This window comes from Burkholderia sp. 22088 (assembly GCF_052045915.1).
Lineage (GTDB): Bacteria > Pseudomonadota > Gammaproteobacteria > Burkholderiales > Burkholderiaceae > Burkholderia > Burkholderia cepacia.
The window spans coordinates 45,498-68,740 of the sequence record NZ_JBQEPY010000018.1 but is presented as its reverse complement, the minus strand read 5'-3'; the positions used below and the strand labels follow the sequence as shown (position 1 = coordinate 68,740).

The 23,243-nt window shown below is 68.7% G+C and carries 21 protein-coding genes; 15 read left to right on the top strand and 6 right to left on the bottom strand.

The features are described from left to right. Window positions 1-24: 24 nt before the first annotated feature. From ACTJLD_RS30150 to infA, 13 genes are all read left to right on the top strand, one after another. Window positions 25-1,095, top strand: coding sequence for an acyl-CoA dehydrogenase family protein (locus ACTJLD_RS30150; protein WP_440660376.1), 1,071 nt, complete (start codon window positions 25-27; stop codon window positions 1,093-1,095). After that, window positions 1,092-2,243 (top strand): acetyl-CoA C-acetyltransferase, encoded by a 1,152-nt coding sequence (locus ACTJLD_RS30145; RefSeq protein ID WP_440660375.1) that lies wholly within the window; start codon window positions 1,092-1,094, stop codon window positions 2,241-2,243. The genes ACTJLD_RS30150 and ACTJLD_RS30145 overlap by 4 nt, the downstream gene beginning before the upstream one ends. Before the next feature lie 41 nt (window positions 2,244-2,284). Beyond that, window positions 2,285-3,163: an SDR family oxidoreductase gene (locus ACTJLD_RS30140; protein WP_440660374.1), complete on the top strand. Its 879-nt coding sequence runs from the start codon at window positions 2,285-2,287 to the stop codon at window positions 3,161-3,163. A 2-nt stretch (window positions 3,164-3,165) separates the two neighbouring features. Next, window positions 3,166-4,479 carry an acyl-CoA dehydrogenase family protein gene (locus ACTJLD_RS30135; RefSeq protein ID WP_334066864.1) on the top strand — a complete coding sequence of 438 codons (1,314 nt, stop codon included), beginning with the start codon at window positions 3,166-3,168 and terminating at the stop codon, window positions 4,477-4,479. Then, window positions 4,476-5,678 carry an acyl-CoA dehydrogenase family protein gene (locus ACTJLD_RS30130; protein WP_440660372.1) on the top strand — a complete coding sequence of 401 codons (1,203 nt, stop codon included), beginning with the start codon at window positions 4,476-4,478 and terminating at the stop codon, window positions 5,676-5,678. Before ACTJLD_RS30135 ends, ACTJLD_RS30130 begins: the two co-directional genes overlap by 4 nt. Then, window positions 5,675-6,475 carry an SDR family oxidoreductase gene (locus ACTJLD_RS30125; protein ID WP_272546817.1) on the top strand — a complete coding sequence of 267 codons (801 nt, stop codon included), beginning with the start codon at window positions 5,675-5,677 and terminating at the stop codon, window positions 6,473-6,475. The genes ACTJLD_RS30130 and ACTJLD_RS30125 overlap by 4 nt, the downstream gene beginning before the upstream one ends. After that, entirely contained in the window at window positions 6,475-6,960 is a 486-nt protein-coding gene (locus ACTJLD_RS30120) for a MaoC family dehydratase (protein WP_440660520.1), read from the top strand. Before ACTJLD_RS30125 ends, ACTJLD_RS30120 begins: the two co-directional genes overlap by 1 nt. Before the next feature lie 17 nt (window positions 6,961-6,977). Continuing rightward, window positions 6,978-8,183 carry an acetyl-CoA C-acyltransferase gene (locus ACTJLD_RS30115; RefSeq protein ID WP_440660370.1) on the top strand — a complete coding sequence of 402 codons (1,206 nt, stop codon included), beginning with the start codon at window positions 6,978-6,980 and terminating at the stop codon, window positions 8,181-8,183. A 181-nt stretch (window positions 8,184-8,364) separates the two neighbouring features. Beyond that, window positions 8,365-9,342, top strand: coding sequence for a WD40/YVTN/BNR-like repeat-containing protein (locus ACTJLD_RS30110; protein ID WP_060085371.1), 978 nt, complete (start codon window positions 8,365-8,367; stop codon window positions 9,340-9,342). A gap of 64 nt (window positions 9,343-9,406) precedes the next feature. Then, complete coding sequence (locus tag ACTJLD_RS30105) at window positions 9,407-11,872, top strand: efflux RND transporter permease subunit (RefSeq protein ID WP_440660369.1); 2,466 nt, start codon at window positions 9,407-9,409, stop codon at window positions 11,870-11,872. Between the two features lie 67 nt (window positions 11,873-11,939). Then, the gene (locus tag ACTJLD_RS30100; RefSeq protein ID WP_440660368.1) at window positions 11,940-13,019 is read left to right on the top strand and encodes a Rieske 2Fe-2S domain-containing protein; all 1,080 of its coding nucleotides are present in this window, start codon (window positions 11,940-11,942) and stop codon (window positions 13,017-13,019) included. A 290-nt stretch (window positions 13,020-13,309) separates the two neighbouring features. After that, window positions 13,310-13,513: a cold-shock protein gene (locus ACTJLD_RS30095; protein ID WP_006483056.1), complete on the top strand. Its 204-nt coding sequence runs from the start codon at window positions 13,310-13,312 to the stop codon at window positions 13,511-13,513. 468 nt (window positions 13,514-13,981) lie between these two features. Then, window positions 13,982-14,245, top strand: a complete 264-nt coding sequence (infA, locus tag ACTJLD_RS30090; RefSeq protein WP_027791717.1) for a translation initiation factor IF-1 — start codon at window positions 13,982-13,984, stop codon at window positions 14,243-14,245. Between the two features lie 167 nt (window positions 14,246-14,412). Here infA and ACTJLD_RS30085 read toward each other — a convergent pair whose 3' ends face one another. Continuing rightward, the gene (locus ACTJLD_RS30085; RefSeq protein ID WP_440660367.1) at window positions 14,413-15,219 is read right to left on the bottom strand and encodes an alpha/beta fold hydrolase; all 807 of its coding nucleotides are present in this window, start codon (window positions 15,217-15,219) and stop codon (window positions 14,413-14,415) included. Window positions 15,220-15,632: 413 nt separating this feature from the next. On the opposite strand from ACTJLD_RS30085, the gene ACTJLD_RS30080 reads away from it, so the two are divergent. Beyond that, window positions 15,633-16,880 (top strand): alkaline phosphatase family protein, encoded by a 1,248-nt coding sequence (locus tag ACTJLD_RS30080; RefSeq protein ID WP_440660366.1) that lies wholly within the window; start codon window positions 15,633-15,635, stop codon window positions 16,878-16,880. Continuing rightward, window positions 16,877-17,119 (top strand): hypothetical protein, encoded by a 243-nt coding sequence (locus ACTJLD_RS30075; RefSeq protein WP_146254399.1) that lies wholly within the window; start codon window positions 16,877-16,879, stop codon window positions 17,117-17,119. Before ACTJLD_RS30080 ends, ACTJLD_RS30075 begins: the two co-directional genes overlap by 4 nt. Window positions 17,120-17,308: 189 nt before the next feature. Here ACTJLD_RS30075 and dmpG read toward each other — a convergent pair whose 3' ends face one another. The 5 genes from dmpG to ACTJLD_RS30050 all read right to left on the bottom strand — a co-directional run bounded on the left by dmpG (window position 17,309) and on the right by ACTJLD_RS30050 (window position 23,141). Then, window positions 17,309-18,340, bottom strand: coding sequence for a 4-hydroxy-2-oxovalerate aldolase (dmpG, locus tag ACTJLD_RS30070; protein ID WP_060061670.1), 1,032 nt, complete (start codon window positions 18,338-18,340; stop codon window positions 17,309-17,311). 16 nt (window positions 18,341-18,356) lie between these two features. After that, window positions 18,357-19,256: an acetaldehyde dehydrogenase (acetylating) gene (locus ACTJLD_RS30065; RefSeq protein ID WP_027791711.1), complete on the bottom strand. Its 900-nt coding sequence runs from the start codon at window positions 19,254-19,256 to the stop codon at window positions 18,357-18,359. A 13-nt stretch (window positions 19,257-19,269) separates the two neighbouring features. Next, window positions 19,270-20,052, bottom strand: coding sequence for a 2-oxopent-4-enoate hydratase (dmpE, locus tag ACTJLD_RS30060; protein ID WP_440660364.1), 783 nt, complete (start codon window positions 20,050-20,052; stop codon window positions 19,270-19,272). A 102-nt stretch (window positions 20,053-20,154) separates the two neighbouring features. Beyond that, window positions 20,155-21,537, bottom strand: coding sequence for a DUF1329 domain-containing protein (locus ACTJLD_RS30055; protein WP_059697322.1), 1,383 nt, complete (start codon window positions 21,535-21,537; stop codon window positions 20,155-20,157). Between the two features lie 38 nt (window positions 21,538-21,575). Continuing rightward, entirely contained in the window at window positions 21,576-23,141 is a 1,566-nt protein-coding gene (locus tag ACTJLD_RS30050; RefSeq protein WP_175862542.1) for a DUF1302 domain-containing protein, read from the bottom strand. Between the last annotated feature and the right edge of the window lie 102 nt (window positions 23,142-23,243).

The following is a 23,243-nucleotide window of genomic DNA, read 5'->3' as shown; positions in this document are numbered from 1 at the left end:
CCACCCTCACTGAACGGACATCGTATGGATTTCGTATTCGATGAAGACCAGGAAGCGCTCGCGGACAGCGTGAAGCGCCTTCTGATGACCGAGATGACGCCCGAGCTGATCCGCGAGCTCTGGGCCACGCCGACCGGGCGTTCGGACGACCTGTGGGCGCTGTTCGCGTCGCAGGGGCTGACCGCGGTGTCGGTGCCCGAGGCGCACGGCGGCCTCGGCCTGAGCGAAGCGGAATGGGCGCTGCTCGCGCAGACCTACGGTTACTTCGGCAGCCCCGAGCCGCTGCTCGACACGGCGCTCGTCTCGGCCGGCGTGCTCGCGCGGCTGCCTGCGAGCGACTGGCGCGACGCGCTGCTGCGCGACATCGCCGAAGGGCGCGCGCGCGTCGCGCTCGTGCATCCGGTGAACCCGTATGCGGCCGACGTGCACGTCGCGCAAACGCTCCTGTGCGAGCACCGTGGCGAGCTGCACCGCGTCGATCCCGCGCAGTGTGCGTGGCGCGCGGTGGACAGCGTCGACCCGTCGCGGCGGCTGTTCACGCTCGACTGGGAACCGTCGGCGGCTACGCGCATCGCAGGCGCCGACGAAGCCGCGCCGCTGCTGGACCGTGCGCTCGACCACGGCGCGTTCGCGGTCGCCGCGCAACTGCTCGGCCTCACGCAGCGCGTGCTCGACGTCGCGATCGACTACAGCGCGCAGCGCAAGCAGTTCGGCAAGGCGATCGGATCGTACCAGGCGCTCAAGCATCTGCTTGCCGATGTCGCGATCCGCTACGAGTTCGCGCGGCCGGTGGTCGCGCGCGCCGCGCAGGCGATCGCCGACGATCACCCGCAGCGCGCGGTGTTCGTGTCCCACGCGAAGCTCGCGGCGACGTCGGCCGCGCAGCTCGCCGCGCGTCACTCGATGCAGGTGCACGGGGCGATCGGCTACACGTGGGAGCTCGACCTGCAGATCTTCATGAAGCGAATCTGGGCGCTCTCCGGCAACTGGGGCGACAGCGCGTTCCACAAGGCCCGCGTGGCCGACGCGATCCTCGGCGACGCGTTGCCGATCGGCCCCGCGCAGACCTTCGACCTCGAGGAAACCCGTCAATGAAACAAGCCTATATCGTCGACGCGCTGCGCACGCCGACCGGCCGCCGCAAGGGCGGGCTCGCGCACGTGCATGCGGCCGACCTCGGCGGCTTCGTGCTGAAGACGCTCGTCGAACGCAATGCGATTCCCGCCGACGAATACGACGACGTGGTGTTCGGCTGCGTCGACACGATCGGCCCGCTCGCGGGCAACATCGCGCGCACCTGCTGGCTCGCGGCCGGGTTGCCGCTGCAGGTGCCGGGCGTGACGGTCGACCGCCAGTGTGGCTCGTCGCAGCAGGCCGTGCATTTCGCCGCACAGGCCGTGATGAGCGGCGTGCAGGACGTGGTGGTCGCGGGCGGCGTGCAGACGATGACGCAGATCCCGATTTCGTCCGCGATGACCTGCGCGGCGCCGCTCGGCTTCGGCGACCCGTTCTCGGGCAGCACCGGCTGGCGCGCGCGCTTCGGCGACGCGCCGGTGTCGCAGTTCGTCGCCGCGCAGCGGATCGCCGATCACTGGAACCTGTCGCGCGACGCAATGGAGCGCTATGCGCTCGAAAGCCACCGCCGTGCGGTCGCCGCGATCGAGGCCGGGCATTTCAAGCGGGAAATCGTGCCGCTCGAAGGCGTGCTGCACGACGAGACGCCGCGCCCCGACACGTCGCTGGAAAAGATGGCGACGCTCGAACCGCTGACGCCGGGCGGCTCGCTGACGGCCGCCGTCGCGAGCCAGACCTGCGACGCGGCCGCGGCGCTGCTGATCGTGTCGGAGGACGCGTTGAAGCGCTACGGCCTCACGCCGCGCGCGCGCATCCATCACCTGAGCGTGCTGGGCGACGATCCGCTGTGGATGCTCACCGCGCCGATCCCGGCGACCCGGGCCGCGTTGAAGAAGAGCGGGCTCGACTGGTCGCAGATCGACGTCGTCGAAATGAACGAGGCGTTCGCGTCGGTCGCGCAGGCGTGGCTGGCCGATACGCGTTTCCCGCATGAAAGGACCAACCCGAACGGCGGCGGCATCGCGCTCGGCCATCCGCTCGGCGCGACCGGTGCGCGGCTGATGACGACGCTGCTGCACGAACTGGAACGCACCGGCGGCCGGTACGGATTGCAGACGATGTGCGAAGGCGGCGGCCTCGCGAACGTCACGATCATCGAGCGCCTGTGAGCGCGTCACTTTCACGATCTCACGATCCAAGAGGCACCAGCATGGGAATCTGTAACGGACGCACCGTCATCATCACCGGCGCGGGCGGCGGGCTCGGGCGCGAATATGCGCTCGCGTTCGCGGTCGAAGGCGCGGCGGTCGTCGTCAACGACATCCGGCACGAGGCCGCGCAGGTCGTGTGCGACGAGATCGCACGACGCGGCGGCAGCGCGCTTGCGAATGCGGACGACATCACGCGCGTCGAAACGGCGCAGCGGATCGTCGACGCGGCCCGCGAAGCGTTCGGCGATGTGCACGTGCTCGTCAACAACGCGGGCATCTGCCGCGACAAGATGTTCACGAGCATGACCGAAACCGACTGGGACGACGTGATGCGCGTGCACCTGCGCGGCCACTTCTGCCTGTCGAGCGTGCTGGCGCGCGTGTGGCGCGATGCCGCGAAGGCCGGCCACGCGGTCGACGCGCGGATCGTCAACACGAGTTCCGGCGCCGGCCTGCAAGGCTCGATCGGCCAGTCGAACTACGGCGCGGCGAAGGCCGGCATCGCCGCGCTCACGCTGATGCAGGCGGCCGAGCTGCAGCGCTACGGCGTGCGCGTGAACGCACTCGCGCCGGCCGCGCGCACGTCGATGACCGAAGGCGTGTTCGCCGACATGATGAAGAAGCCCGAGGACGGCGGCTTCGACTATTTCGACCCGGCCAACGTCGCGCCGCTCGTCGTGTGGCTCGGCAGCGCGCTGTCGGCCGACGTGACGGGCCGCGTGTTCGAGGTCGCGGGCGGGATGATCGCGGTCGCGGAAGGCTGGCGCACGGGCCCGAGCGTCGACCGCGGCGCGCGCTGGGCGGCGGCCGAGGTCGGCCCGGCGGTCGCGCGGCTGCTCGCCGAGGCGCGGCCCGCGCAGCGCGTGTACGGGAGCTGAGCATGGATCTGGCGCTCACCGACGAACAGGCGATGATCCGCGACGCGGCGGCCGACGTGCTCGCCGAACGCAGCGCGTCCGCCGACGTGCGCCGCGCACTCGAGCAATCGGCCGGCCGCGACGATGCGCTGTGGGCCGCGCTGGCGGGCGAACTCGGCTGGAACGCGCTTGCGCTGCCGGAGGCGGCGGGCGGGCTCGGGCTCGGCGCGGTCGAGCAGGCGGTGCTGATGGAACAGCTTGGCCGGCGCATCGCGTGCGTGCCGTATTTTTCGACCGCGTGCCTGGCGGCGACCGCGCTCGCGGGCTGCACTGACAATCCGCTGGCGATGGACTGGCTCGCGAAGATCGCCGAAGGCGCATGCAGCGCGACGCTGGCGCTGCCGTTCGACTGGCCGTTCGGCGAGCCTGGTGGCGCGCGGGTCGGCCGGCCATATGGCCGGTCGGGTGCCAATGCGTTCGGCGCATCTTTCGGCGAGTCGTTCGACGAACCGGCCAGTGCGCGACCGTTTCCGTTCATCGCGGAAGAAACCGCGGCCGGCTTTGCATTGTCCGGCGCCGCGGCGCAAGTGCTCGACGGTGCGCGCGCCGACCTGCTGCTGGTTCCGGCGCGGATCGCGAACGAAGGGCAGTCGGTCGGCCTGTTCGCGATCGACATGACTGCCGGCGCAGCCGGCGTTGCGGTGACGCCGCTCGACACGCTCGACGCGACGAGGCCGCTCGCACGGATTGCGCTCGACGACGTGCGCGTGAGCCGCGACGCGCGGATTGCGGGCCGTGACGCGGCGCAGGTGCTCGAACGCGCCGCATGGTTCGCGGCGCTCGCGCTGGCCGCCGAACAACTCGGCGGCGCACAGCAATGCCTCGACCTGACGCTCGACTACACGAGCCAGCGCGTGCAGTTCGGCCGCGCGATCGCGTCGTTCCAGGCCGTCAAGCACCGTTGCGCGCAGATGATGGTGCTGATCGAATCGGCGCGCTCGGCCGTGCTCGGCGCCGCGCATGCGTGGGACGCGGAGGCCGGCAGCGTGGTGCCGCGCAACGCATTGCGTGCCGACATCGCCGCGGCGAAATCCGCCGCGAACGACGCGTACGCGTTTTGCGCACAGGAAGCGATCCAGTTGCACGGCGGCGTCGGCTTTACGTGGGAATACGACCCGCATCTCTACTTCAAGCGCGCGCAGGCGTCGGGCGCGCAGTTCGGCAGCACGCCGCAACTGCTCGAATGGATCGCGTCCCATGCGATCGAAGGCGGCGACGCGCACCGCGACGACGCGCCCGCCCGCACGTCCGCCGCACGCGCAGGAGCCCTTCAATGAACAGCGAAACGCGCGAACAGCAATTGCGGCACGAAGTGGCCGACTGGGTGCAATCGCACCTGACCGGCGAATTCGCGTGCCTGAAATACCGCGGCGGCCCCGGCGACGAGGAAGCGTTTCCCGACCTGCGCAAGGCATGGGAGCGGGAACTGGCGCAGGGCGGCTGGACCGGCCTCGGCTGGCCGAGCGCCGCCGGCGGGCGCGGCTTCTCCGTGGCCGAACAGGTGATCTTCCACGAGGAATACGCGCGCGCCGGAGGCCCGGGAAGGATGGGCCACATCGGCGAAGGGCTGCTCGGGCCGACGCTCGTCGCATACGGCACCGACGATCAGCGCGCGCGTTTCCTGCCCGGCATTCTCGCCGGCACGCAGTTCTGGTGCCAGGGCTATTCGGAGCCGGGCGCGGGTTCGGATCTGGCGAATGTCCGCACGCGTGCCGAACAGGATGCGGACGGTACGTGGCGCGTCCACGGCCAGAAGGTCTGGACGTCGCTTGCACACGATTCCGACTGGATCTTCGTGCTTGCGCGCACCGATCCCGCGTCGAAGGGCAACAAGGGGCTGTCGTTCCTGCTGATGCCGCTCGACCAGCCGGGCATCGAGATCCGGCCGATCAGGCAGCTCAACGGCGGCGCGGAATTCAACGAAGTGTTCTTCGACGGCGCGCGCGCGGAAGCACGCGACCTCGTCGGCGCGCCTGGCGACGGCTGGCGGATCGCGATGACGCTGCTCGGTTTCGAACGCGGGATGTCGACGCTCGGCCAGCAGATGCAGTTCGTCCGCGAACTCGAATGGGTGATCGACGCCGCGCGCGAATCGGGCGCGGACCGCGACCCGGTGCTGCGGCAGCGGATCGGCCGCGCATGGGCCGGGCTGCGCGTGATGCGCTACAACGCGCTGCGCATGCTGTCCGGCGCCGACGACGCCGATGGCGGTGCAGCCGCGCCGCTGCGCCGCGAGGCATTGATCTACAAGTATTTCTGGTCGAACTGGCACCGCGACCTCGGCCAGCTCGCGATGGACGCGCTCGGGCCTCGCGCGAACGTGATCGATCCAGCCGACGAAAAGCTCACCCATCTGCAGCGCGTATTCCTGTTCTCCCGTGCGGACACGATCTACGCGGGTACCAACGAAATCCAGCTCAACATCATGGCCGAGCGCGGGCTCGGCATGCCCAGGGAACCACGAGGCACCGCATGACCGAACCCCAGATCCAGAAAGCGCCGGCCTACGTGCCGGGCCACCGGCTGCTCGCCGGCAAATCAGTGCTGATCACGGCCGCCGCCGGCGCCGGCATCGGCTTCGCGGCCGCGCGCCGCTGCGCGGAGGAAGGCTGCCGCGCGCTGTTCATCTCCGACATCCACGAAAAGCGCCTCGAACAGGCCGTTGAAACGCTGCGTGTCGAAACGGGGCTGCAACAGGTCTACGGCCGCCTGTGCAACGTCGCGGTCGAGGCCGACGTGCAGGCACTCGTTGCCGACGCCCAGGACAAGCTCGACGGCGTCGACGTGCTGATCAACAACGCGGGGCTCGGCGGGTCGACCCGCATCGTCGATATGGACGATGCCGAATGGTCGCGCGTGATCGACATTAGCCTCACCGGGACGTTCCGGATGACGCGCGCGATGCTGCCGCACATGCAGGCCCGCGGCCGCGGCGCGATCGTCAACAACGCATCGGTGCTCGGCTGGCGCGCGCAGGCGGAACAGGCGCACTACGCGGCCGCGAAGGCGGGCGTGATGGCGCTCACGCGCTGCGCGGCGCTCGAGGCGTCGCCGTACGGCGTGCGCATCAACGCGGTCGCGCCGAGCATCGCGATGCACGATTTTCTGAAGAAGTCGGCGCCGGCCGACCTGCTGAATCAACTGGCGTCGCGCGAAGCCTTCGGGCGCGCCGCCGAAGTCTGGGAGGTCGCGAACGTGATGGTGTTCCTTGCAAGCGATTACGCGTCGTACATGACGGGCGAAGTGCTGTCGGTCAGCAGCCAGCACGCATGATGAGCGCGACCCTCGACTCCGTGCGCGCGACGCCCCGCGTGTTCGCGCATCCCGGCGAACTCGCGGCGGCCGTCGGCGACACGCTCGGCGCGAGCGCGTGGCTCGCGATCGACCAGATCCGCATCGACGGCTTCGCCGACGCGACCGGCGATCACCAGTGGGTGCACGTCGACCCGGTGCGCGCGAAGGACGGCCCGTTCGGCGCGTGCATCGCGCACGGCTACCTGACGCTGTCGCTCGTCAATCATTTCCTGCCGCAGATCGTGCGTATCGACGGCGTGCGGCTCGGCGTCAACTACGGCTGCGACAGGATCCGTTTCCCCGCGCCGGTGAAGGTCGGCGCACGCGTGCGCGGCGTCGGCGAGCTGCTGCGCGTCGAGCCGCTCGACGGCGGCGTGCAGGCATGGATTCGCGTGACCGTCGAGATCGAAGGTGACGCGAAACCCGGCTGCGTGGCCGACACGATCAGCCGTTACTACTTCTAGATTCAGAGAGCCAGCCCATGGAAGACGCAGTCATCGTTTCCGTCGCACGCACGCCGATCGGCAAGGCGTTTCGCGGCATGTTCAACGACACCGAGGCACCCGCGCTGGGCGGCCACGTGGTGCGCACCGCGCTCGAACGCGCGGGCATCGCGCCGGCCGACGTCGACGACGTGCTGATCGGCTGCGCCGCACAGCAGGGCACGCAGGGCTACAACATCGGCCGCCTGTCGGCGGCGGCGGCCGGGCTGCCGGCTTCGGTGCCCGGCATGGCGATCGACCGCATGTGCTCGTCGGGCCTGATGTCGATCGCGAGCGCCGCGCGCAGCATCGGCGCGGGCGATGCGCGGATCGTCGTCGCGGGCGGCGTCGAGTCGATCTCGCTCACGCAGAACAAGCACAAGAACGCGTATCGCGCGCGTTCGCAGGCCGTGCTCGACCACCAGCCGGCCGCCTACATGGCGATGATGGAAACGGCCGAGATCGTGTCGCGCCGCTATGGAATCTCGCGTGCGGCGCAGGATGAATTCGCGCTGCAGAGCCACCAGCGCACGGCCGACGCCCAGGCGGCCGGCCGCTTCGATGCGGAAATCGCGCCGCTCGACGTGCGGCGCGCGCTGTTCGACAAGGAAGGCAACCCGGCCGGCCACGAGGATCTGCGTGCGGCGCGCGACGAAGGCGTGCGCGCCGACACGACGGCCGAACGGCTCGCGGGGCTGAAGCCGTCGTGGAGCGGCGGCAAGGTCGTCGAGCAGGGCGAGTTCGTGACGGCCGGCAATGCGTCGCAACTGTCGGACGGCGCGGCGGCCGTGGTCGTGATGTCGCGCAGCGAGGCGCTACGCCGCGGGCTGACGCCGCTCGGCGCGTTCCGCGGCCTCGCGGTGGCCGGCTGCGAGCCCGACGAGATGGGCATCGGCCCGGTGTTCGCGATTCCGAAGCTGCTGGCGCGCTTCGGCATGACCGTCGGCGACATCGGGCTGTGGGAGCTGAACGAGGCGTTCGCGTGCCAGGCGCTGTACTGCCGCGACACGCTCGGCATTCCCGACGCCAGGCTGAACGTCGACGGCGGTGCGATCGCGCTCGGCCATCCGTTCGGGATGTCGGGTACGCGGATGACGATGCACGCACTGCTCGAAGGCGCGCGGCGCGGCGTACGGCACGCGGTCGTGACGATGTGCATCGGCGGCGGGATGGGTGCCGCCGCGCTGTTCGAGGTCGGCGCATAGGGGACGTAGCGGACTTAGCGGACGTAGCGGCACGCGGATGGGCCGCGCCGCACACGCGGCGAACCATTCACGAACGACGATTCGAGGCCGCGGCCATGACCGGCGGCCCGGAGACTTGCAGGCGACGGTCGTCGGCGCGCACGCGCCAACGGCCGTCGAACGCAGAAACAGGAGACAAGCAATGAAACGAACCTTGCCCGGACTCGCGATGTCTGCGCTCGTGCTCGGCGCGGCGCTGTTCGCGTTTTCGCCGCGCCCGCTGCCGGCGTTCCCGGTCACCGCGATCCATGCGGACCGGCTGCAGATCAACGGGCTCGCCCGGGCCGGCGCGCGCATCGTCGCGGTCGGCGAACGCGGCGTGATCCTGCTGAGCGACGATTCGGGCGCCCGCTGGCGGCCGGCGTCTGTCACGCCCGACCAGGCATCGACGCTCACGCAGGTGCGTTTCATCACGCCGACGCTCGGGATCGCGGTCGGCCACGACGGCCGGATCGTCCGCAGCGACGACGCCGGCATGCACTGGCGTGAAGTGCACATCGACCATGAGCATTCCGATCCGCTGCTGTCCGTGTGGGGCGCGGCGGGCGGCCCGCTGTTCGCGGCCGGCAGCTTCGGCCAGCTGCTGCGCTCGGACGACGCGGGCCTCACGTGGCAGCCGCTGAAGACGCCGGCCGGCGACCGTCACCTCAACGCGATCGTCGGCGACGGCCACGGCAACCTGCTGGTCGCGGGCGAGAGCGGCACGCTGCTGCGCTCGACCGACAACGGCGCGACGTGGGACAAGCTGCCGTCGCCGTACGCCGGTTCGCTGTTCGGCGCGCTGATGCTCGCGAACGGCGACTGGGTCGCATACGGGATGCGCGGCAACGTGGTGCGCAGCACCGATCGCGGCGCGACCTGGACGCATGTGGACAGCCATGTGCCGGTGTCGTACTTCGGCGCGACCCAGCTCACCGACGGCGAACTCGTGCTGGTGGGCCAGGGCGGCGCGATCGTCGCATCGCGCGACGGCGGGCTGACCTTCGACGTGCGCAAGCTCGGCGGCGTGCAGAGCCTCGCGGCCGTGCTCGACATGGGCCACGGCGCGCTGCTGCTCGGCGGCGAGGCCGGCGTCGCGCCGCTGGCCGGCGCGCTTGCGTCGACGCCGTCGCCGTCCTGACGCCGGCCGCCCGCAGCGCCGCCTTCCGTTCGTTTCGCATCGTCCGTCCCGACCCGAGAATTCCATGAACGACCTGTCACGTCCTCCTGAAGCCGTTTCCGCGTCGCGTCTCGCCGCGTTCGTCGAGCGCTGCGCCGACACGATCATCCGCCGGCGCAAGCTGCTGATGCTGCTGTGCGTCGCGGTGACGCTCGCGCTCGGCTTGTCGGCCACGCGCCTGAAGCTCGATCCGGGCTTCAACAAGATGATCCCGATGCAGCACCCGTACATGCAGGTGTTCGAGCGCTATGCGGGTGCGTTCCCCGGCGCGAACACGATCCTCGTGAGCCTGCGCTGGAAGGGCGACGGCGACATCTACAACCAGACGTTCATGGACGCGCTGCGCCACGCGACCGACGACGTCTTCTTCATCCCCGGCGTGAACCGCTCGCGCGTGTTCTCGCTGTTCACGCCGAACGTCCACTACACGGAAGTGACCGAGGCCGGCTTTCGCGGCGACGTGGTCGTGCCCGGCCAGTTCTCGAGCGCGAACCCGGACGATCTCGCGAAGGTGCGCCGCAACGTCGCGCGTTCCGGGCAGATCGGCCGCCTCGTCGGCAACGACCTGAAATCGGCGCTGATCCGCGCGGAACTGCGCGAGACCGACCCGGCCACCGGCAAGCGGCTCGACTACAGCGCGGTCGCGCGCCAGCTCGAGGAAATCCGCGCGCGTTATGCGAAGCAGGGCATCGACGTGAACATCATCGGCTTCGCGAAGCTGGTGGGCGACGTCGAGAGCGGCATCGCGGGTGTGATGGCGTTCTTCGCGCTCGCGTTCCTCGTGACGGCCGCGCTGCTGTTTGCCTACACGCGCTCGCTGAAGACCACCGCGCTGGCGCTCGTCGTCGCACTGCTGCCGGTCGTGTGGCTGCTCGGCGCGCTGCCGCTGCTCGGGCTCGGCATCGACCCGATGTCGATCCTCGTGCCGTTCCTGATCTTCTCGATCGGCGTGTCGCACGCGGTGCAGATGACCAACGCATGGAAGCAGGCGCTGGTGCGCGGCGCGTCGCCGGTCGACGCCGCGCGCGACGCGTTCCGCAAGCTGTTCGTGCCGGGCACCGTCGCGCTGCTGACCAACGCGCTCGGCTTCATGGTCATCATGCGGATCAGGATCGACATCGTGCGCGAGCTCGGCATTACCGCGTGCCTCGGCGTGCTGCTGATGATCGTCACCAACAAGGTGTTCCTGCCGATCCTGCTGTCGTACACGCGCCTCGAACGCGGCACGCTCGCGCGCGCGCAGCGCACGGCGGCGGCCGGCGGCAGCGGGCGGTGGTCGCGCTTCGCGGTATTCGCGCGGCCGGCGCCCGCGCTCGGCGTGTTCGCGGTGGCGCTGGCGCTGCTCGCGTACGGCACGCTCGAATCGCGCAAGCTGGAGATCGGCGACATCGGCACCGGCGCGCCGGAGCTGCGCGCGAACTCGCGCTACAACATCGACAACGCGGCGATCACGCACCAGTACAACATCGGCGTGGACGTGCTGTCGGTGATCGTCGAGACGACCGGCTTCGACGACGCGTGCCTGCATTACCCGGTGATGAGCGCGATCGAGCGGTTCGAGATGAACATGCGCGGCGTGGCCGGCGTGCAGTCGGTGACGAGCGTGTCGTCGCAGGGCAAGGTGTTCATCGCCGCATTCAACGAGGGCAACCCGCGCTGGGCCGCGCTGCCGCGCTCGAGCGACGGGCTCACGCAAGGCTCCAACGCGTTCGACCCCGACAACGGGATGAACACCGCGAACTGCAAGGCGATCCAGGTCCTGATCTACACGAAGAACCACGAAGGCACGACCATCGCGCACATCGTCGACGAGATCAGGCGTTTCGCGGGCGAGAACCCGACGCCGAACGTCGCGTTCCGGCTCGCGGGCGGCAACGTCGGCGTGATGGCGGCGACCAACGAGGCGGTCGGCGACGCGGAGATCGCGATGCTGCTGTCGATCTTCGGCGCGATCGCGCTGCTCTGCGCGGTCACGTTCCGCTCGTGGCGCGCGGTGCTGTGCATCGTCGTGCCGCTCACGCTCGTGTCGATCCTGTGCAACGCGGTGATGGCGCTTCTCGGCATCGGGCTGAAGGTCGCGACGCTGCCGGTGATCACGCTCGGCGTAGGCGTGGGCGTCGACTACGGGATCTACCTGTACGAACGCCTGCAGCACGACCTCCGCCACGGCGCGACGCTGCCGGACGCATTCGCCGACGCGATGCGCCAGCGCGGCACGGCCGCGCTGTTCACGGCCGTCACGATGTTCATCGGCGTCGGCACGTGGGCGTTTTCCGCGCTGAAGTTCCAGGTCGACATGGGCGTGCTGCTCGCGTTCATGTTCCTCGTGAACCTGTTCGGCGCCGTGTTCCTGCTGCCCGCGCTCGCCGCGTGGCTCGGCGTCGAGCGTGCCGAGCGCCGCGTGCAGCAGGCGCACGCGCAGCCGTCGCCGGCGGCTCCGGCAACGCTGAATCCGTCGCCCGCGCTCGAACCCGGCAACCCGGTGCGCTGACCGGCGCCCCCATTTCCCCCGCGCGCGGCCGGCCGCCGCGCGTTGTCCACAAGAGGAGTCAACCCGCATGTCCGCACGCCCTTACAAGATCGAAGCCCAGCCGCTCGCGCAGCGCTATGCGCGCGGCTGGCACTGCCTCGGGCTCGCCCGCGACTACAAGGACGGCAAGCCGCACACGCTGAACGCCTTCGGCCGCAAGCTCGCCGCGTTCGCCGATTCGACCGGCAAGGTCAACGTCGTCGACGCGTACTGCCCGCACATGGGCGCCGACCTGAGCCTCGGCACGGTGCAGGGCGACAACCTCGTGTGCCCGTTCCACGGCTGGGCGTGGAGCGGCGAAGGGCAGTGCGCATCGATTCCGTATTGCAAGCGGATCCCGCCGAAGGCGCGCATCGGCGCATGGCCGACCTGCGAGGAAAACAACCTGCTGTTCGTCTGGAACGACCCGGAAGGCAACGCACCGCCGCCCGAAGTCGCGATTCCGCGCCTCGACGTGTGCTTCTCCGACGAATGGTCGGGCTGGGTCGTCGACAAGATGGTGATCCAGGCCAACTGCCGCGAGCTGGTCGACAACATCTCGGACGTCGCGCACTTCGCGACCGTGCACCGCGCGCCGATCGACTATTTCGCGAACCTGTTCGAGGATCACAAGGCGACGCAGCTGATGGTCGGCCGCAGCGAGAAGCTCGGCGGCGACGCCCTGACCGCGCTGTCGACGTATTTCGGGCCGGCCGTGCACATCACGCAGATGACGGGGCGGAGCGGCGGGCAGCCGATCCACTCGGTGCTGCTGAACTGCCACGTGCCGATCGACATGAACAGCTTCGAGCTGCGCTACGGCGTGATCGTGAAGAAGGTGGCCGGGCTGTCCGACGAGCAGAACAGGGAGATCGCGAACGCGTACGTGAAGGAAGCGCAGCGCGCGTTCTACGAGGACGTCGACATCTGGCACAGCAAGACGCGGATCGACAACCCGCTGCTGTGCGAGGGCGACGGGCCGCTGTACCAGATGCGCGACTGGTATTCGCAGTTCTACCTGGACGTGGCGGACGTGCGGCCGACGAGCGTCGCGCGCAAGGCGTTCGAGATGCGGATTCGCGAAGGCGATGCGCCGCCGGCGCTGCATCACGTGTTCGAGCCGCGGTAAGAACCGGCGGGCCGTCCGCCGGCCGGAAAGCGGGGGCGCATCGAAATGCGTCCCGTCGGCCGGCAACACCCGCCGCGCAAGGCACACGCGGCGGGTGTGCTTGTGCGCCGCATCAAAATGTCTTGACGAAACGGCCGCTACCGCGTAGTGTCCATGGCCGAAGTGTTCAAGAAGTTCGATTGCTCATCATTGGCCGCACTCCGTGCGGCAGTCGTTGGTCTCTCCCTCTTTTGAGTCTTTCTGTGCCCGTTGCGGGCGCATGTTCAATTATTCGTATTAAGGAAGTATTTGTGGATACCGGTACCGTCAAGTGGTTCAACGAAACCAAGGGCTTTGGTTTCATCTCCCCGGACAACGGCGGCGACGATCTGTTCGCCCATTTCTCTGAAATTCGCGGCACGGGCTTCAAGACCCTGGCCGAAGGCCAGAAGGTCAGCTTCGAAGTGAAGCGCGGCCCGAAGGGTCTGCAAGCGTCGAACATCACGCCGCAGTAAGCCGCATCGGCAGCGGCCGCCAAACGGTGGCCGCCGCCGGACGGATTGGCGCGCACGGCGCCGCTTCGGCGGCAGCCGGCGCGTTTCCGATGCGCACGACCGATGCATCGCGACATTCACGATGCATCGGTCGTGTCGCCTCCCTCATCGCATGCCTGTACGGCGTGCGACGCAACGCCCTCGCGAAGCGCCCGCCGCTTCGCCAGCGCATCACCGCTTCAACGCATCAACCCGAGCAGACCGCCGCCATGCCTTGCCGGCGCGGTCCCGACTTGCGCGGCGCTTTATGCGCCGCCGCCACCGACCGCCTGAACGCCGCAACGCGCCGGGCTCCGATCGCAAGACAGGCCCATGGCCCGTCTGAACGAACCGATCCCCGGCAGCCTGCCGGCCGCCGTCCCGTTGCGGGACACGGCGCCGGGCAGATCGCCGCGGCTGCGGTCAATTACCTTGTCTGGAGGAATTGGTTTGGCAAAAGAAGAACTGCTGGAACTCGACGGAATCGTCGACGAAGTGCTGCCGGACAGCAAATACCGTGTCACGCTGGAAAACGGCGTCGTGGTGGGCGCGTACGCGTCGGGCCGCATGCGCAAGAACCACATCCGCATTCTCGCGGGCGACCGCGTGACGCTGGAACTGTCGGTCTATGACCTCACCAAGGGCCGCATCAACTTCCGGCACAAGGACGCGAATTCGCCGCGTCCGCAGCGCACCGGCGGGCCGCGTCGTTAAGCGGCAACGATCGGCGCGCAACCGCGTGCCGATCGAATCCCGTCCGGCCTCCACGGCCGGACGAACCGGATGAACGGCCCGTTGCTTGCCGTTTACCGGCCGCCGGCGGCGTCGTCATGCCGCAGCGGCCCACATCGCCTTCGCCGGCCGCTGCTTGTGCGCAACGCTCAGGCAGCCGCGTCCCGCAGGAAATCCTCGATGACCATCGCGAAATACGGCGGGCACTCCTGCATCGGGTAATGCCCGCTATTCGGTATCGTCGCGACCCGCGCGTTCGGGTGCCACGCGAGGAACGTCGCCTGCATCGCCGCTTCGTCGAGCCCCGGATCCTTGTCGCCGACGATCACCAGGAAGCGCGTCTCGAGCCCGCGGACATCGTCGACGAAATCCGTTCCGGTCAGCATGTCGAGATACGCGAGCCGGCAGGCCGGCGCCACGCGCTCGCGGTTCTGCCGCAGCTTCAGGTCGGCCCAGCGCGCCGACAATCCACCCGTCACGAATCGCATGAGCCGGCGAAACGCATCGTCATTGACGGCCGTGCTCGCGAAGAACGCGCGTGCGTCGTCGTTCAGGCGGTTGCCGGCGGCCGACACCGGGCACACGGCGATCGCGCTCTTGATGCGGGAGGGCGCATCGGCGGCGAGCCGTTGTGTCGCCATGCCCGTCATCGAATGGCCGATCACGTGAAAGCGCGGCCAGCCGAGACGGTCCGCGAGCGCGAGGCAGTCGGCCGAGATCTCGTCGACGGTACAGGTGCCGCGCAGGTGGATGGATTCGCCGTAGCCGCGCAGGTCGACGAACACGTACGTGAATGCCGATTCGTCGAGATACGGGAGCAGCGCCGCGTAGTTCGTATGGTCGCCGAGCCAGTCGTGCAGGACCATCACGCATTCGGGGCCGGTACCGTGCCGCAGGTAGCCGAGGCCGTCGTGGTCGGCGTTCGGCCCGGAGGAGAGGGTGTCGATACGGTTCATTTCAAGGCGTTTCCTTTTGGTGGGTGAACCAAAACGAAACGCCCTCCCGGCGGACCGGGAGGGCGTCTTGAAAGTGCGTCGATCGTATCGGGCCAACCGGCGAAAGTCAACGTTCGACGTGCCATCCCGCCCGACACGTCGATGCGGCGCGCATTGACCGGCGGTTGTCGTCCGACAGCCGCAACGCGATCGTCAGACCGATGTCGTGACGCGGAAAGCCGCGCCGGCCGGCGGCTGACCGCACGCGCGGCGACGCGGTTCGCGTGCGGCTTTACGTGCGGGCCGGCGCGGTCGTACACTCGTCGGCAATTCGCGGCCCGCGCCGCGCGTGCGGCTTTCAATTCCTTCAGCGTCTTTCAGCGGGCCAACGGCCGTGCCAGCCGGACTTTCGTCGCGCGACGCCAGGAGGCGCCATGAGTGCAGACGCAGCCCCCGCATCCCCGTCGGTTCAGGACCGCATCCGGCACGTGTTCGTGCTGATGCTCGAGAACCGCTCCTTCGACCACCTGTTCGCGCTGTCGGGCTACCCCGGCATCGTCGCCGCGTCGCCGGGCAACAGCAACGCGTATGGCGGCGCGGTCTATCCGTTCGGCGGCGGCGCGCCCGACCGGATGCCGACCGATCCGTGCCACGAATTCACCGACGTGCTCGAGCAGCTCTGCGGCGCTGGCGTGCCGTTCGTGAAAGGGCAGCCCTATCCGCCGGTCCGCAATACCGGATTCGTGTCGAACTACGCGACGTCGCGTTCCGAAGGCAAGCCGCCGCAGCCGGCCGACGCGGGCAAGATCATGCAGGGCGTCGACATCGCGACGCAGGCTCCGTCGCTGCACACGCTCGCGAACGCGTTCGTGCTGTGCGACGCGTGGCACGCATCGATGCCGGGGCCGACCTGGCCGAATCGCTTTTTCCTGCACGGTGCGTCGTCGGCCGGGCTCGACCATTCGCCGACCAGGGAGGAAATGGCCGGGTGGGACGCGTTCGACGGTTTCCCGTATCCGAAGGGTTCGATCTTCGCCGCGCTCGGCGACGACAACTGGCGCATCTACCAGGACCAGACGGGCAATCCGGTCGGCCACGTGCCGCAGGTCGCGTCGCTGAAGGGCATCAGCTTCTTCGATATCGACGACCTCGCGCATTTCGAGGCCGATCTCGCGGCGGGCTATACGGCGCGCTATACGTTCATCGAGCCCGGTTACGGCGACATCGTGCACGGCACTTACCAGAACGGCAGCTCGCAGCATCCGATGGACGGCCTCGCAGGCGGCGACCAGCTCGTCGCGCGCGTGTACAACGCGATCCGCAATTCGCCGGTGTGGAACAGCAGCCTGCTCGTGATCTGCTACGACGAGCACGGCGGCTTCTACGATTCGGTCGGGCCGGGCGCTGCGCCGCCGCCGAACGATGGCGCGGCGGCGACGCTGAACGCGAGCGGCTTCGGGTTCGACGTGTACGGCGTGCGGGTGCCGGCGATCGTGATTTCGCCGTGGGTCGCGGCCGGGCAGGTCGACCATACGACGTACGACCATGCGTCGGTCGCCGCGACGCTCGAGCGGCTGTTCGGCCTGGCGCCGCTGACCGACCGCGACCGTCTCGCGAACGACCTGCTGGGGCTCGTGACGACTACGTGCCGGACGGATTGTCCGCAAAGGATCGGAACATGAGTACGACACCGGACCCGCGCGATGCGCTGCCCGTGCGCGACGGCACGAGCCTGATCGCATACCTGCACATCCTGAAGAAAGCGCATGCGGCGCTGGTCGGCCATGACAAGGCCCATCAGCGCTTCAGCGAGATCGTGACGCGAGGGCAGGCGCGGCAATACATCGAGGAACTGATGCCGTCGCTGCTGCGGGCGCGCGAAGCGCATCGGCAGCGCAGGCACGGCGGGAAGCATCGGTGATGCGGCGAGCGGCACCGATACCGAAGGCGCGAGCGCGCACAGCAGCGACGCGACGGTGAAGGGAGCCATGCCCGCGATGAAGATGCGGCGCCGGCCGTGCAAATCGGCGGGCAGCCGGCCCGTCGGCAGCAGAAGCGAGGTTGCCGCGCTGCCGACGACCCGTTGCACTGCGCCGACGCCCGCGTTCGCTTACGCCGCCACCTCCCGCGCCCGCACCATCGTCAGCGCCGCATCCTCGATCATGTCCTCCTGCCCGCCGACGAGCCGCTGCCGGCCCAGTTCGACGAGGATGTCGCGCGCGGGAATCCCGTACTTCGCTTCCGCGCGCTTCGCGAACAGCAGGAACGACGAGTAGACGCCCGCATAGCCGAGCGTCAGCGCATCGCGGTCGAGGCGGATCGGCGAATCCATGATCGGCACGACGAGATCCTCGGCGACGTCCGAGATCGCGAACACGTCGACGCCCGTCTCGATCCCCATCCGGTCGCATACCGCGACGAACACTTCCATCGGCGTGTTGCCCGCGCCGGCGCCGAGGCCGGCCGCGGCCGCATCGATCCGGTTCGCACCGGCCGCCACGGCCGCGACCGAGTTCGCGACGCCCATCGCGAGGTTGTGATGGCCGTGGAAGCCGAGCTCCGTCTCGGGCTTCAGCGCGTCGCGCACCTGGCCGATCCGCGCGGTCACGTCGTCGGGCAGCATGTGGCCGGCCGAATCGGTGATGTAGATGCAGTTCGCGCCGTACGATTCCATCAGCTTCGCCTGCACGACGAGCTGCGCCGGCGACGACATGTGCGCCATCATCAGGAATCCGACCGTATCGAGGCCGAGCGTGCGCGCGAGGCCGATGTGCTGTTCCGATACGTCCGCTTCGGTGCAGTGCGTCGCGACGCGGATCGTGCCGACGCCGAGTTCGTGCGCCATGCGCAGATGCTCGACGGTGCCGATGCCGGGCAGCAGCAGCGCCGACACCTTCGCCTGCTTCAGCTCCGGGATCACGGCGCCCAGGTACGCCTCGTCGGTGTGCGCGGGGAAACCGTAGTTGACCGAGGCGCCGCCGAGCCCGTCGCCATGCGTGACCTCGATCAGCGGCACGCCGGCCGCGTCGAGCCCGCGCGCGATGTTGCGCATCTGGTCGAGCGTGATCTGGTGGCGCTTCGGGTGCATGCCGTCGCGCAACGACATGTCGTGGACGGTGATCTTCTTGCCTGCAAGTGACATCGTGTGACTCCTCGACTCAAGCGGTGGCGGCCGTCGCGGCCAGCATCTGTTCGGCGAAACGCTCGGCCGTGGCGGCCGCGGCGGCGGTCATGATGTCGAGGTTGCCTGCGTACTTCGGCAGGTAGTCGCCGAGCCCTTCGACCTCCATGAACACCGACACGCGATTGCCGTCGAACACCGGGCCGTTCTTCAGCGTGTAGCCGGGCACGTAGCGTTGCACTTCCTTGACCATCGCATGCACGGACGCGGTGATCGCGTCGACGTCGGGCGGGCCGTCGGTCAGGCAGTGGATCGTGTCGCGCATGATGAGCGGCGGCTCGGCCGGGTTGATCACGATGATCGCCTTGCCCTTGCGTGCGCCGCCGACCTGTTCGATCGCGCCGGACGTCGTGCGCGTGAATTCGTCGATGTTCTTGCGCGTGCCGGGGCCGACCGAGCGCGACGATACCGTTGCGACGATCTCGCCATACGCGACCGGTTGCACGCGCGACACCGCGTACACCATCGGGATCGTCGCCTGGCCGCCGCAGGTGACCATGTTCACGTTCGCCTGCGCGCTGTCGAGATGCGCGTCGAGGTTGACCGGCGGCACGCAGTACGGCCCGATCGCGGCGGGCGTCAGGTCGATCATCTTCACGCCGAGCGCGGTGAGCTTGTCGGAGTTGTCGCGGTGCACGTAGGCCGACGTCGCGTCGAACGCGATGCGGATCTCGTCGGCGGCGACGTGCGGCAGCAGCCCGTCGACGCCCTTGTCGGTGGTCTTCAGGCCGAATTCGCGGGCGCGCGCGAGGCCGTCGGAGGCCGGATCGATGCCGACCATCCACACCGGTTCGAGCACCGGCGAGCGGCGCAGCTTGACCAGCAGGTCGGTGCCGATGTTGCCGGGCCCGATCAGTGCGCATTTGATTTTCTTCATCAGGATGGTTCCTTTAGATAAAGCGGACGTCGCAACTGCCGATGCCGGAGATATGCATCGACAGTGTGTCGCCGGCCGTGACCGGAATCAGTTTCGCGAGCGAACCGGACAGCACGATCTCGCCGGCAAGCAGCGGTACGTCGTACGCGGCGAGCGTGTTCGCGAGCCACGCGACCGCGTCGGCGGGATGGCCGAGCGCCGCGTCGCCGCGGCCTTGCGCGACGGGCTCGCCGTTCTTCTCGATCGTCATCTCGCACGCGGCGAGATCGAGCGTGCGCGGGTCGACGCGCGTTTCGCCGAGCACGTACACGCCGCACGACGCGTTGTCGGCGACGGTGTCCTCGATGCGGATCGCCCAGTCGCGGATGCGCGAGTCGACGATCTCGAAGCAGGGCGCGACGGCGGCCGTCGCGGCGATCACGTCGTTGCGGTCGATGCCGGGGCCGCGCAGGTCGCGCGCGAGGATGAACGCGATCTCGCCCTCGGCGCGCGGCGCGATCAGCGAATCGGCGGCGATCGCCTCGCCGGCCGCGTAGTGCATGCCCGACAGCAGGATGCCGAAATCGGGCTGGCGCACGTTCAGCATGTCCTGCACGGCCTGGCTCGTCACGCCGATCTTCTTGCCGACGACCGCCTCGCCGTGTTCGACGCGGCGTTCGATGAAGCGCTGCTGGATGCGGTACGCGTCGTCGAGCGACAGGCGGCGCGCCCGGCCCGACAGCGGCGCGACCGGTGTGCGCGCGTGCCATGCGGCGTACAGCTCGTCGCCGAGCGTCGTATGCAGGCGGGAATACATGAAAGGGCCCTCGAATGGAAATGGCCGCCGTCACGGGCGGCGTCGTGCGCCGGAGCGGGGCTCCGGCGCGTGGGTCGCGGGCATGCCGCGTCGGTCGGTCGATCAGTTGCCCGAACTGCGGATCGCGTCAGGCGAGAAATACGCCTCGTTGAACTGCGGGCTGTTGTCGAGCTTCGGCATCGGGCCTTCGTTCGTCAGTCGGTCGGCCATGTACGCGCCGGAGATCAGGTCGTGGAAGAACACCGCGCTCGGGTAGAACACCTTGGCGTCGTATGCGTACAGCGACGTCGCGACGTTGGTGCGCCACAGCTGGCCGCGCGCGTCGTAGTTGTCCGCGAGCAGCGATTGCCACGAATCCTCGTCGATGTACAGCACGCGCTTCGCGTACTGGTGACGGTAGCCGCTCTTCAGCGTGGCCTGCAGCACCCACACGCGATGCAGTTCGTAGCGGATGTAGCTGGGGTTCTCGTGGCCCTTGGTCAGCAGTTCGCCGTACTTCACCGCGCTGTCCATCACCTTGTAGTTGTTGTACGGCACGTAGATCTCGCGCTTGCCGACGATCTTCCAGTCGTAGCGATCGCCGGGGCCGTTGTACAGGCGGTCGTCGTCGACCGTGCGGAAGCCGCCCGGGCCCTGCGGCTGGTCGTAGCCGTATTCAGGCGCCTGGCGCACGCGCCGCGTGCCGGGGTTGTACATCCACGTGCGCGACGAGTTGTCCGCGCCGGCCTTGTCCCAGTTCGTGAAGCCGACGATCAGCGAGCCGCGGTCGGACAGCGGCAGCTCCGTCGCGTTGCGGTAGTACGTGCGGTTGTTCAGGTCGCTCTTCACGTCGTACTTGCCGACGTTGCGCGGCGAGTAGATGTCGTAGCGCACCTTGCCCCACGCGATGTTGCCGTCGGAGTAGACGACCGCCTGGTCGTAGGTGGCCTGCTCGGTGCCGATCGACGATGAGAAGCGCTGGTTCCACAGCAATTCGGCGGCGGTCTTCGGGATCGGATAGGGCACCGTCGGCGGCGCGTTCGTGAGGCCGTTCGCGTCGGACGTCATCGTCGAATCCGGCGCGTACGTGCGAATGTCCTTGTAGACGGAATCCGGATAGCGGAAGTCTCGGTGGGTCGGGTAGACGATGATCTTGAACGTGGCCGGATAGCGCTTGAACATCGCCTTCTGGCCGTCGGTCAGGTGCTCCGCGTACTGCGCCATGTTCTCCGCGGTGATCGTCGCGACCGGCTTCTCGCTCGCGTACGGATCGGGGTAACGGCTGCCGCGCTTGTACTGCACGTCCGGCGGCGTGCCGAGCCACTTGCCCGACCACTCGGGCACGCCGTTGTCCTTGCTCGCGGCGCGCACGGCGCCCATCGGGGTCAACTGGCCGTCGAGCGCCTTCAGGTCGTCCGGCGTGACCTTCGGGTACGACGCCGTCGCGGCGAGTGCGCACGCGGCGATCACCGACGCGCGCAGGAGGGGGAGACGAATTCGCTTCATGACAAATCCTCTTGCTGAGTGACGAGCGGCCGGGCCGCTCAGAAGTGGTAGGTCGCCGTGGCCAGCACGTAGTCGCGATCCGCGAGCGGGCGCGTGACCGGGTTCGGCGAGCCGAGGAACTTCGCGTAGACGAGCGACAGCTGCAGGTTGCTCAGGCGCGTGAACGTCACGCCGGCCGTCACGCGGTGGTCGCCCTGGCCCGTCAGCGAGCCGAGCGCGCCGGCGAGCGGCGACGTGCCCGTCAGGTCGTGCGTGTAGGTCAGCGGCACGTCGAGATCCCAGCCGTTGAACACGTTCTTGTAGCTGAGCGTCCACGCGATCTCCATCGCGAGCGCGTTGCGCGAGTTGGCGAGCGTGGTCGACCCGTCGAGCTCGGAGATGCTGCCCGCATGCACGTACGTCAGTTCGCCGATCAGCGACTGCGAATTCGCGAGGAAGCTCGGCCCGATCGAGTAGATGCCGGACAGGTTGGTCTGCAGCACGTTCGCGCGGGTCGACTGCGGGCCCGTCGGCGTATTGACGAGCACCGCCGCGCCCTGGCGGTACGACACTTCGCCCGCGACGTTCACCGGGCCGACCTGCGTCGAGAAGCTCGCGCCGGTCAGCTTGATGTTGCTGAAATAGGTCTGCTGGTACTGGAGCGTCGGGAAGTACGTGGTGACGACGCTCGGGTTCATGTCGTTGTAGTGCAGGTGGTACAGGCCCAGCTCGGTGTCGCCGAGCACGCGAAAGCGCGCGCCGATCCCCCACTGGTTACGTGCGCTCGGCTTGTCGTCGGGGCCGCGCGGAATGATCATCCCGCCCGGGCCGATGATGAACTGCGCGCCCGGGCCGGTCACGTCGGAGTAGCTCCAGTACGTGCCGGGCGCGGTCAGCCGGTTCTGCTGGTACGAGAACTGGTAGTAGCCGAGCAGGCTGAAGTTCGGCGTGATCTGCCACTGCGTCGAGATCTGCGGCACCGGCAGCAGGATGTCCTTCACCTCGGCGCCGGCCATGTACGACTTGGTTGCGTCGGACGGCCCCTGTGCACCCGCGATGTTCGGGAAGAACAGGCTTTCGCCCCACGCGACCACTTGATCGCCGACCTTCACGTTCAGGCTCGTCGAACCGATGTGGAACGTGTTGTATGCATACGCGGCGAGCAGCGTCGTGTGGCCGCCCGACCAGTAGCGCGCGTCGCTCGTGAAATTGTTGTACTGGCCCGACTGGTTCACGGTGCCCGGCGCGTCGTTGTAGTTCGGGCGGCGATAGGCCTGGTCGTAGAACGTGTCGGCACGCACGAACACACCCCAGTCGTCGTGCTTCAGGTTCACTTCGCCGAGCAGGCTGACCTGGTTCTCGATCAGCTTGTTCTTCGCGAAGTTGCGGTCGCCGTCGTCGCCGTTGATGTTCGCCGGCGTGAGGAGATTGCCGCTCGGTGCGCGGGTGCGCATGCCGAGGCCGTAACTGAGCGTGAACGTATAGTCCAGCGTCGTGTCGGCGCCCAGCTCGATCGTGCTGCCGGCGTGCGCGCCGGGAACGGCGCACGTCAGCAGCGCGGCGGCCAGCGTCGACAGCGTGGCGGTGGCCCGCTTGTCGGTACGGCGCGAAATCCGTTGTTGCATGGTGTCTCCTCTTGGGGGTATCGACGACGGTCGACTATGTGTTGTCGTGAGAGGCAGAGTAGGGAGATCGCGGTAGCAGGGAATCGTCAAAATGAACTAGAT

Bases quoted from the DNA above. Each gene is read 5' to 3' on its own strand.
- ACTJLD_RS30130 (WP_440660372.1), top strand. From the start codon at position 4,476: ATGAACAGCGAAACGCGCGAACAGCAATTGCGGCACGAAGTGGCCGAC.
- ACTJLD_RS30120 (WP_440660520.1), top strand. From the start codon at position 6,475: ATGAGCGCGACCCTCGACTCCGTGCGCGCGACGCCCCGCGTGTTCGCG.
- ACTJLD_RS30115 (WP_440660370.1), top strand. From the start codon at position 6,978: ATGGAAGACGCAGTCATCGTTTCCGTCGCACGCACGCCGATCGGCAAG.
- ACTJLD_RS30125 (WP_272546817.1), top strand. From the start codon at position 5,675: ATGACCGAACCCCAGATCCAGAAAGCGCCGGCCTACGTGCCGGGCCAC.
- dmpE (WP_440660364.1), bottom strand. From the start codon at position 20,052: ATGTATTCCCGCCTGCATACGACGCTCGGCGACGAGCTGTACGCCGCA.
- ACTJLD_RS30065 (WP_027791711.1), bottom strand. From the start codon at position 19,256: ATGAAGAAAATCAAATGCGCACTGATCGGGCCCGGCAACATCGGCACC.
- ACTJLD_RS30150 (WP_440660376.1), top strand. From the start codon at position 25: ATGGATTTCGTATTCGATGAAGACCAGGAAGCGCTCGCGGACAGCGTG.
- ACTJLD_RS30145 (WP_440660375.1), top strand. From the start codon at position 1,092: ATGAAACAAGCCTATATCGTCGACGCGCTGCGCACGCCGACCGGCCGC.
- ACTJLD_RS30080 (WP_440660366.1), top strand. From the start codon at position 15,633: ATGAGTGCAGACGCAGCCCCCGCATCCCCGTCGGTTCAGGACCGCATC.
- ACTJLD_RS30105 (WP_440660369.1), top strand. From the start codon at position 9,407: ATGAACGACCTGTCACGTCCTCCTGAAGCCGTTTCCGCGTCGCGTCTC.
- ACTJLD_RS30140 (WP_440660374.1), top strand. From the start codon at position 2,285: ATGGGAATCTGTAACGGACGCACCGTCATCATCACCGGCGCGGGCGGC.
- ACTJLD_RS30100 (WP_440660368.1), top strand. From the start codon at position 11,940: ATGTCCGCACGCCCTTACAAGATCGAAGCCCAGCCGCTCGCGCAGCGC.
- ACTJLD_RS30075 (WP_146254399.1), top strand. From the start codon at position 16,877: ATGAGTACGACACCGGACCCGCGCGATGCGCTGCCCGTGCGCGACGGC.
- ACTJLD_RS30110 (WP_060085371.1), top strand. From the start codon at position 8,365: ATGAAACGAACCTTGCCCGGACTCGCGATGTCTGCGCTCGTGCTCGGC.
- ACTJLD_RS30055 (WP_059697322.1), bottom strand. From the start codon at position 21,537: ATGAAGCGAATTCGTCTCCCCCTCCTGCGCGCGTCGGTGATCGCCGCG.
- ACTJLD_RS30135 (WP_334066864.1), top strand. From the start codon at position 3,166: ATGGATCTGGCGCTCACCGACGAACAGGCGATGATCCGCGACGCGGCG.
- dmpG (WP_060061670.1), bottom strand. From the start codon at position 18,340: ATGTCACTTGCAGGCAAGAAGATCACCGTCCACGACATGTCGTTGCGC.
- ACTJLD_RS30050 (WP_175862542.1), bottom strand. From the start codon at position 23,141: ATGCAACAACGGATTTCGCGCCGTACCGACAAGCGGGCCACCGCCACG.
- ACTJLD_RS30085 (WP_440660367.1), bottom strand. From the start codon at position 15,219: ATGAACCGTATCGACACCCTCTCCTCCGGGCCGAACGCCGACCACGAC.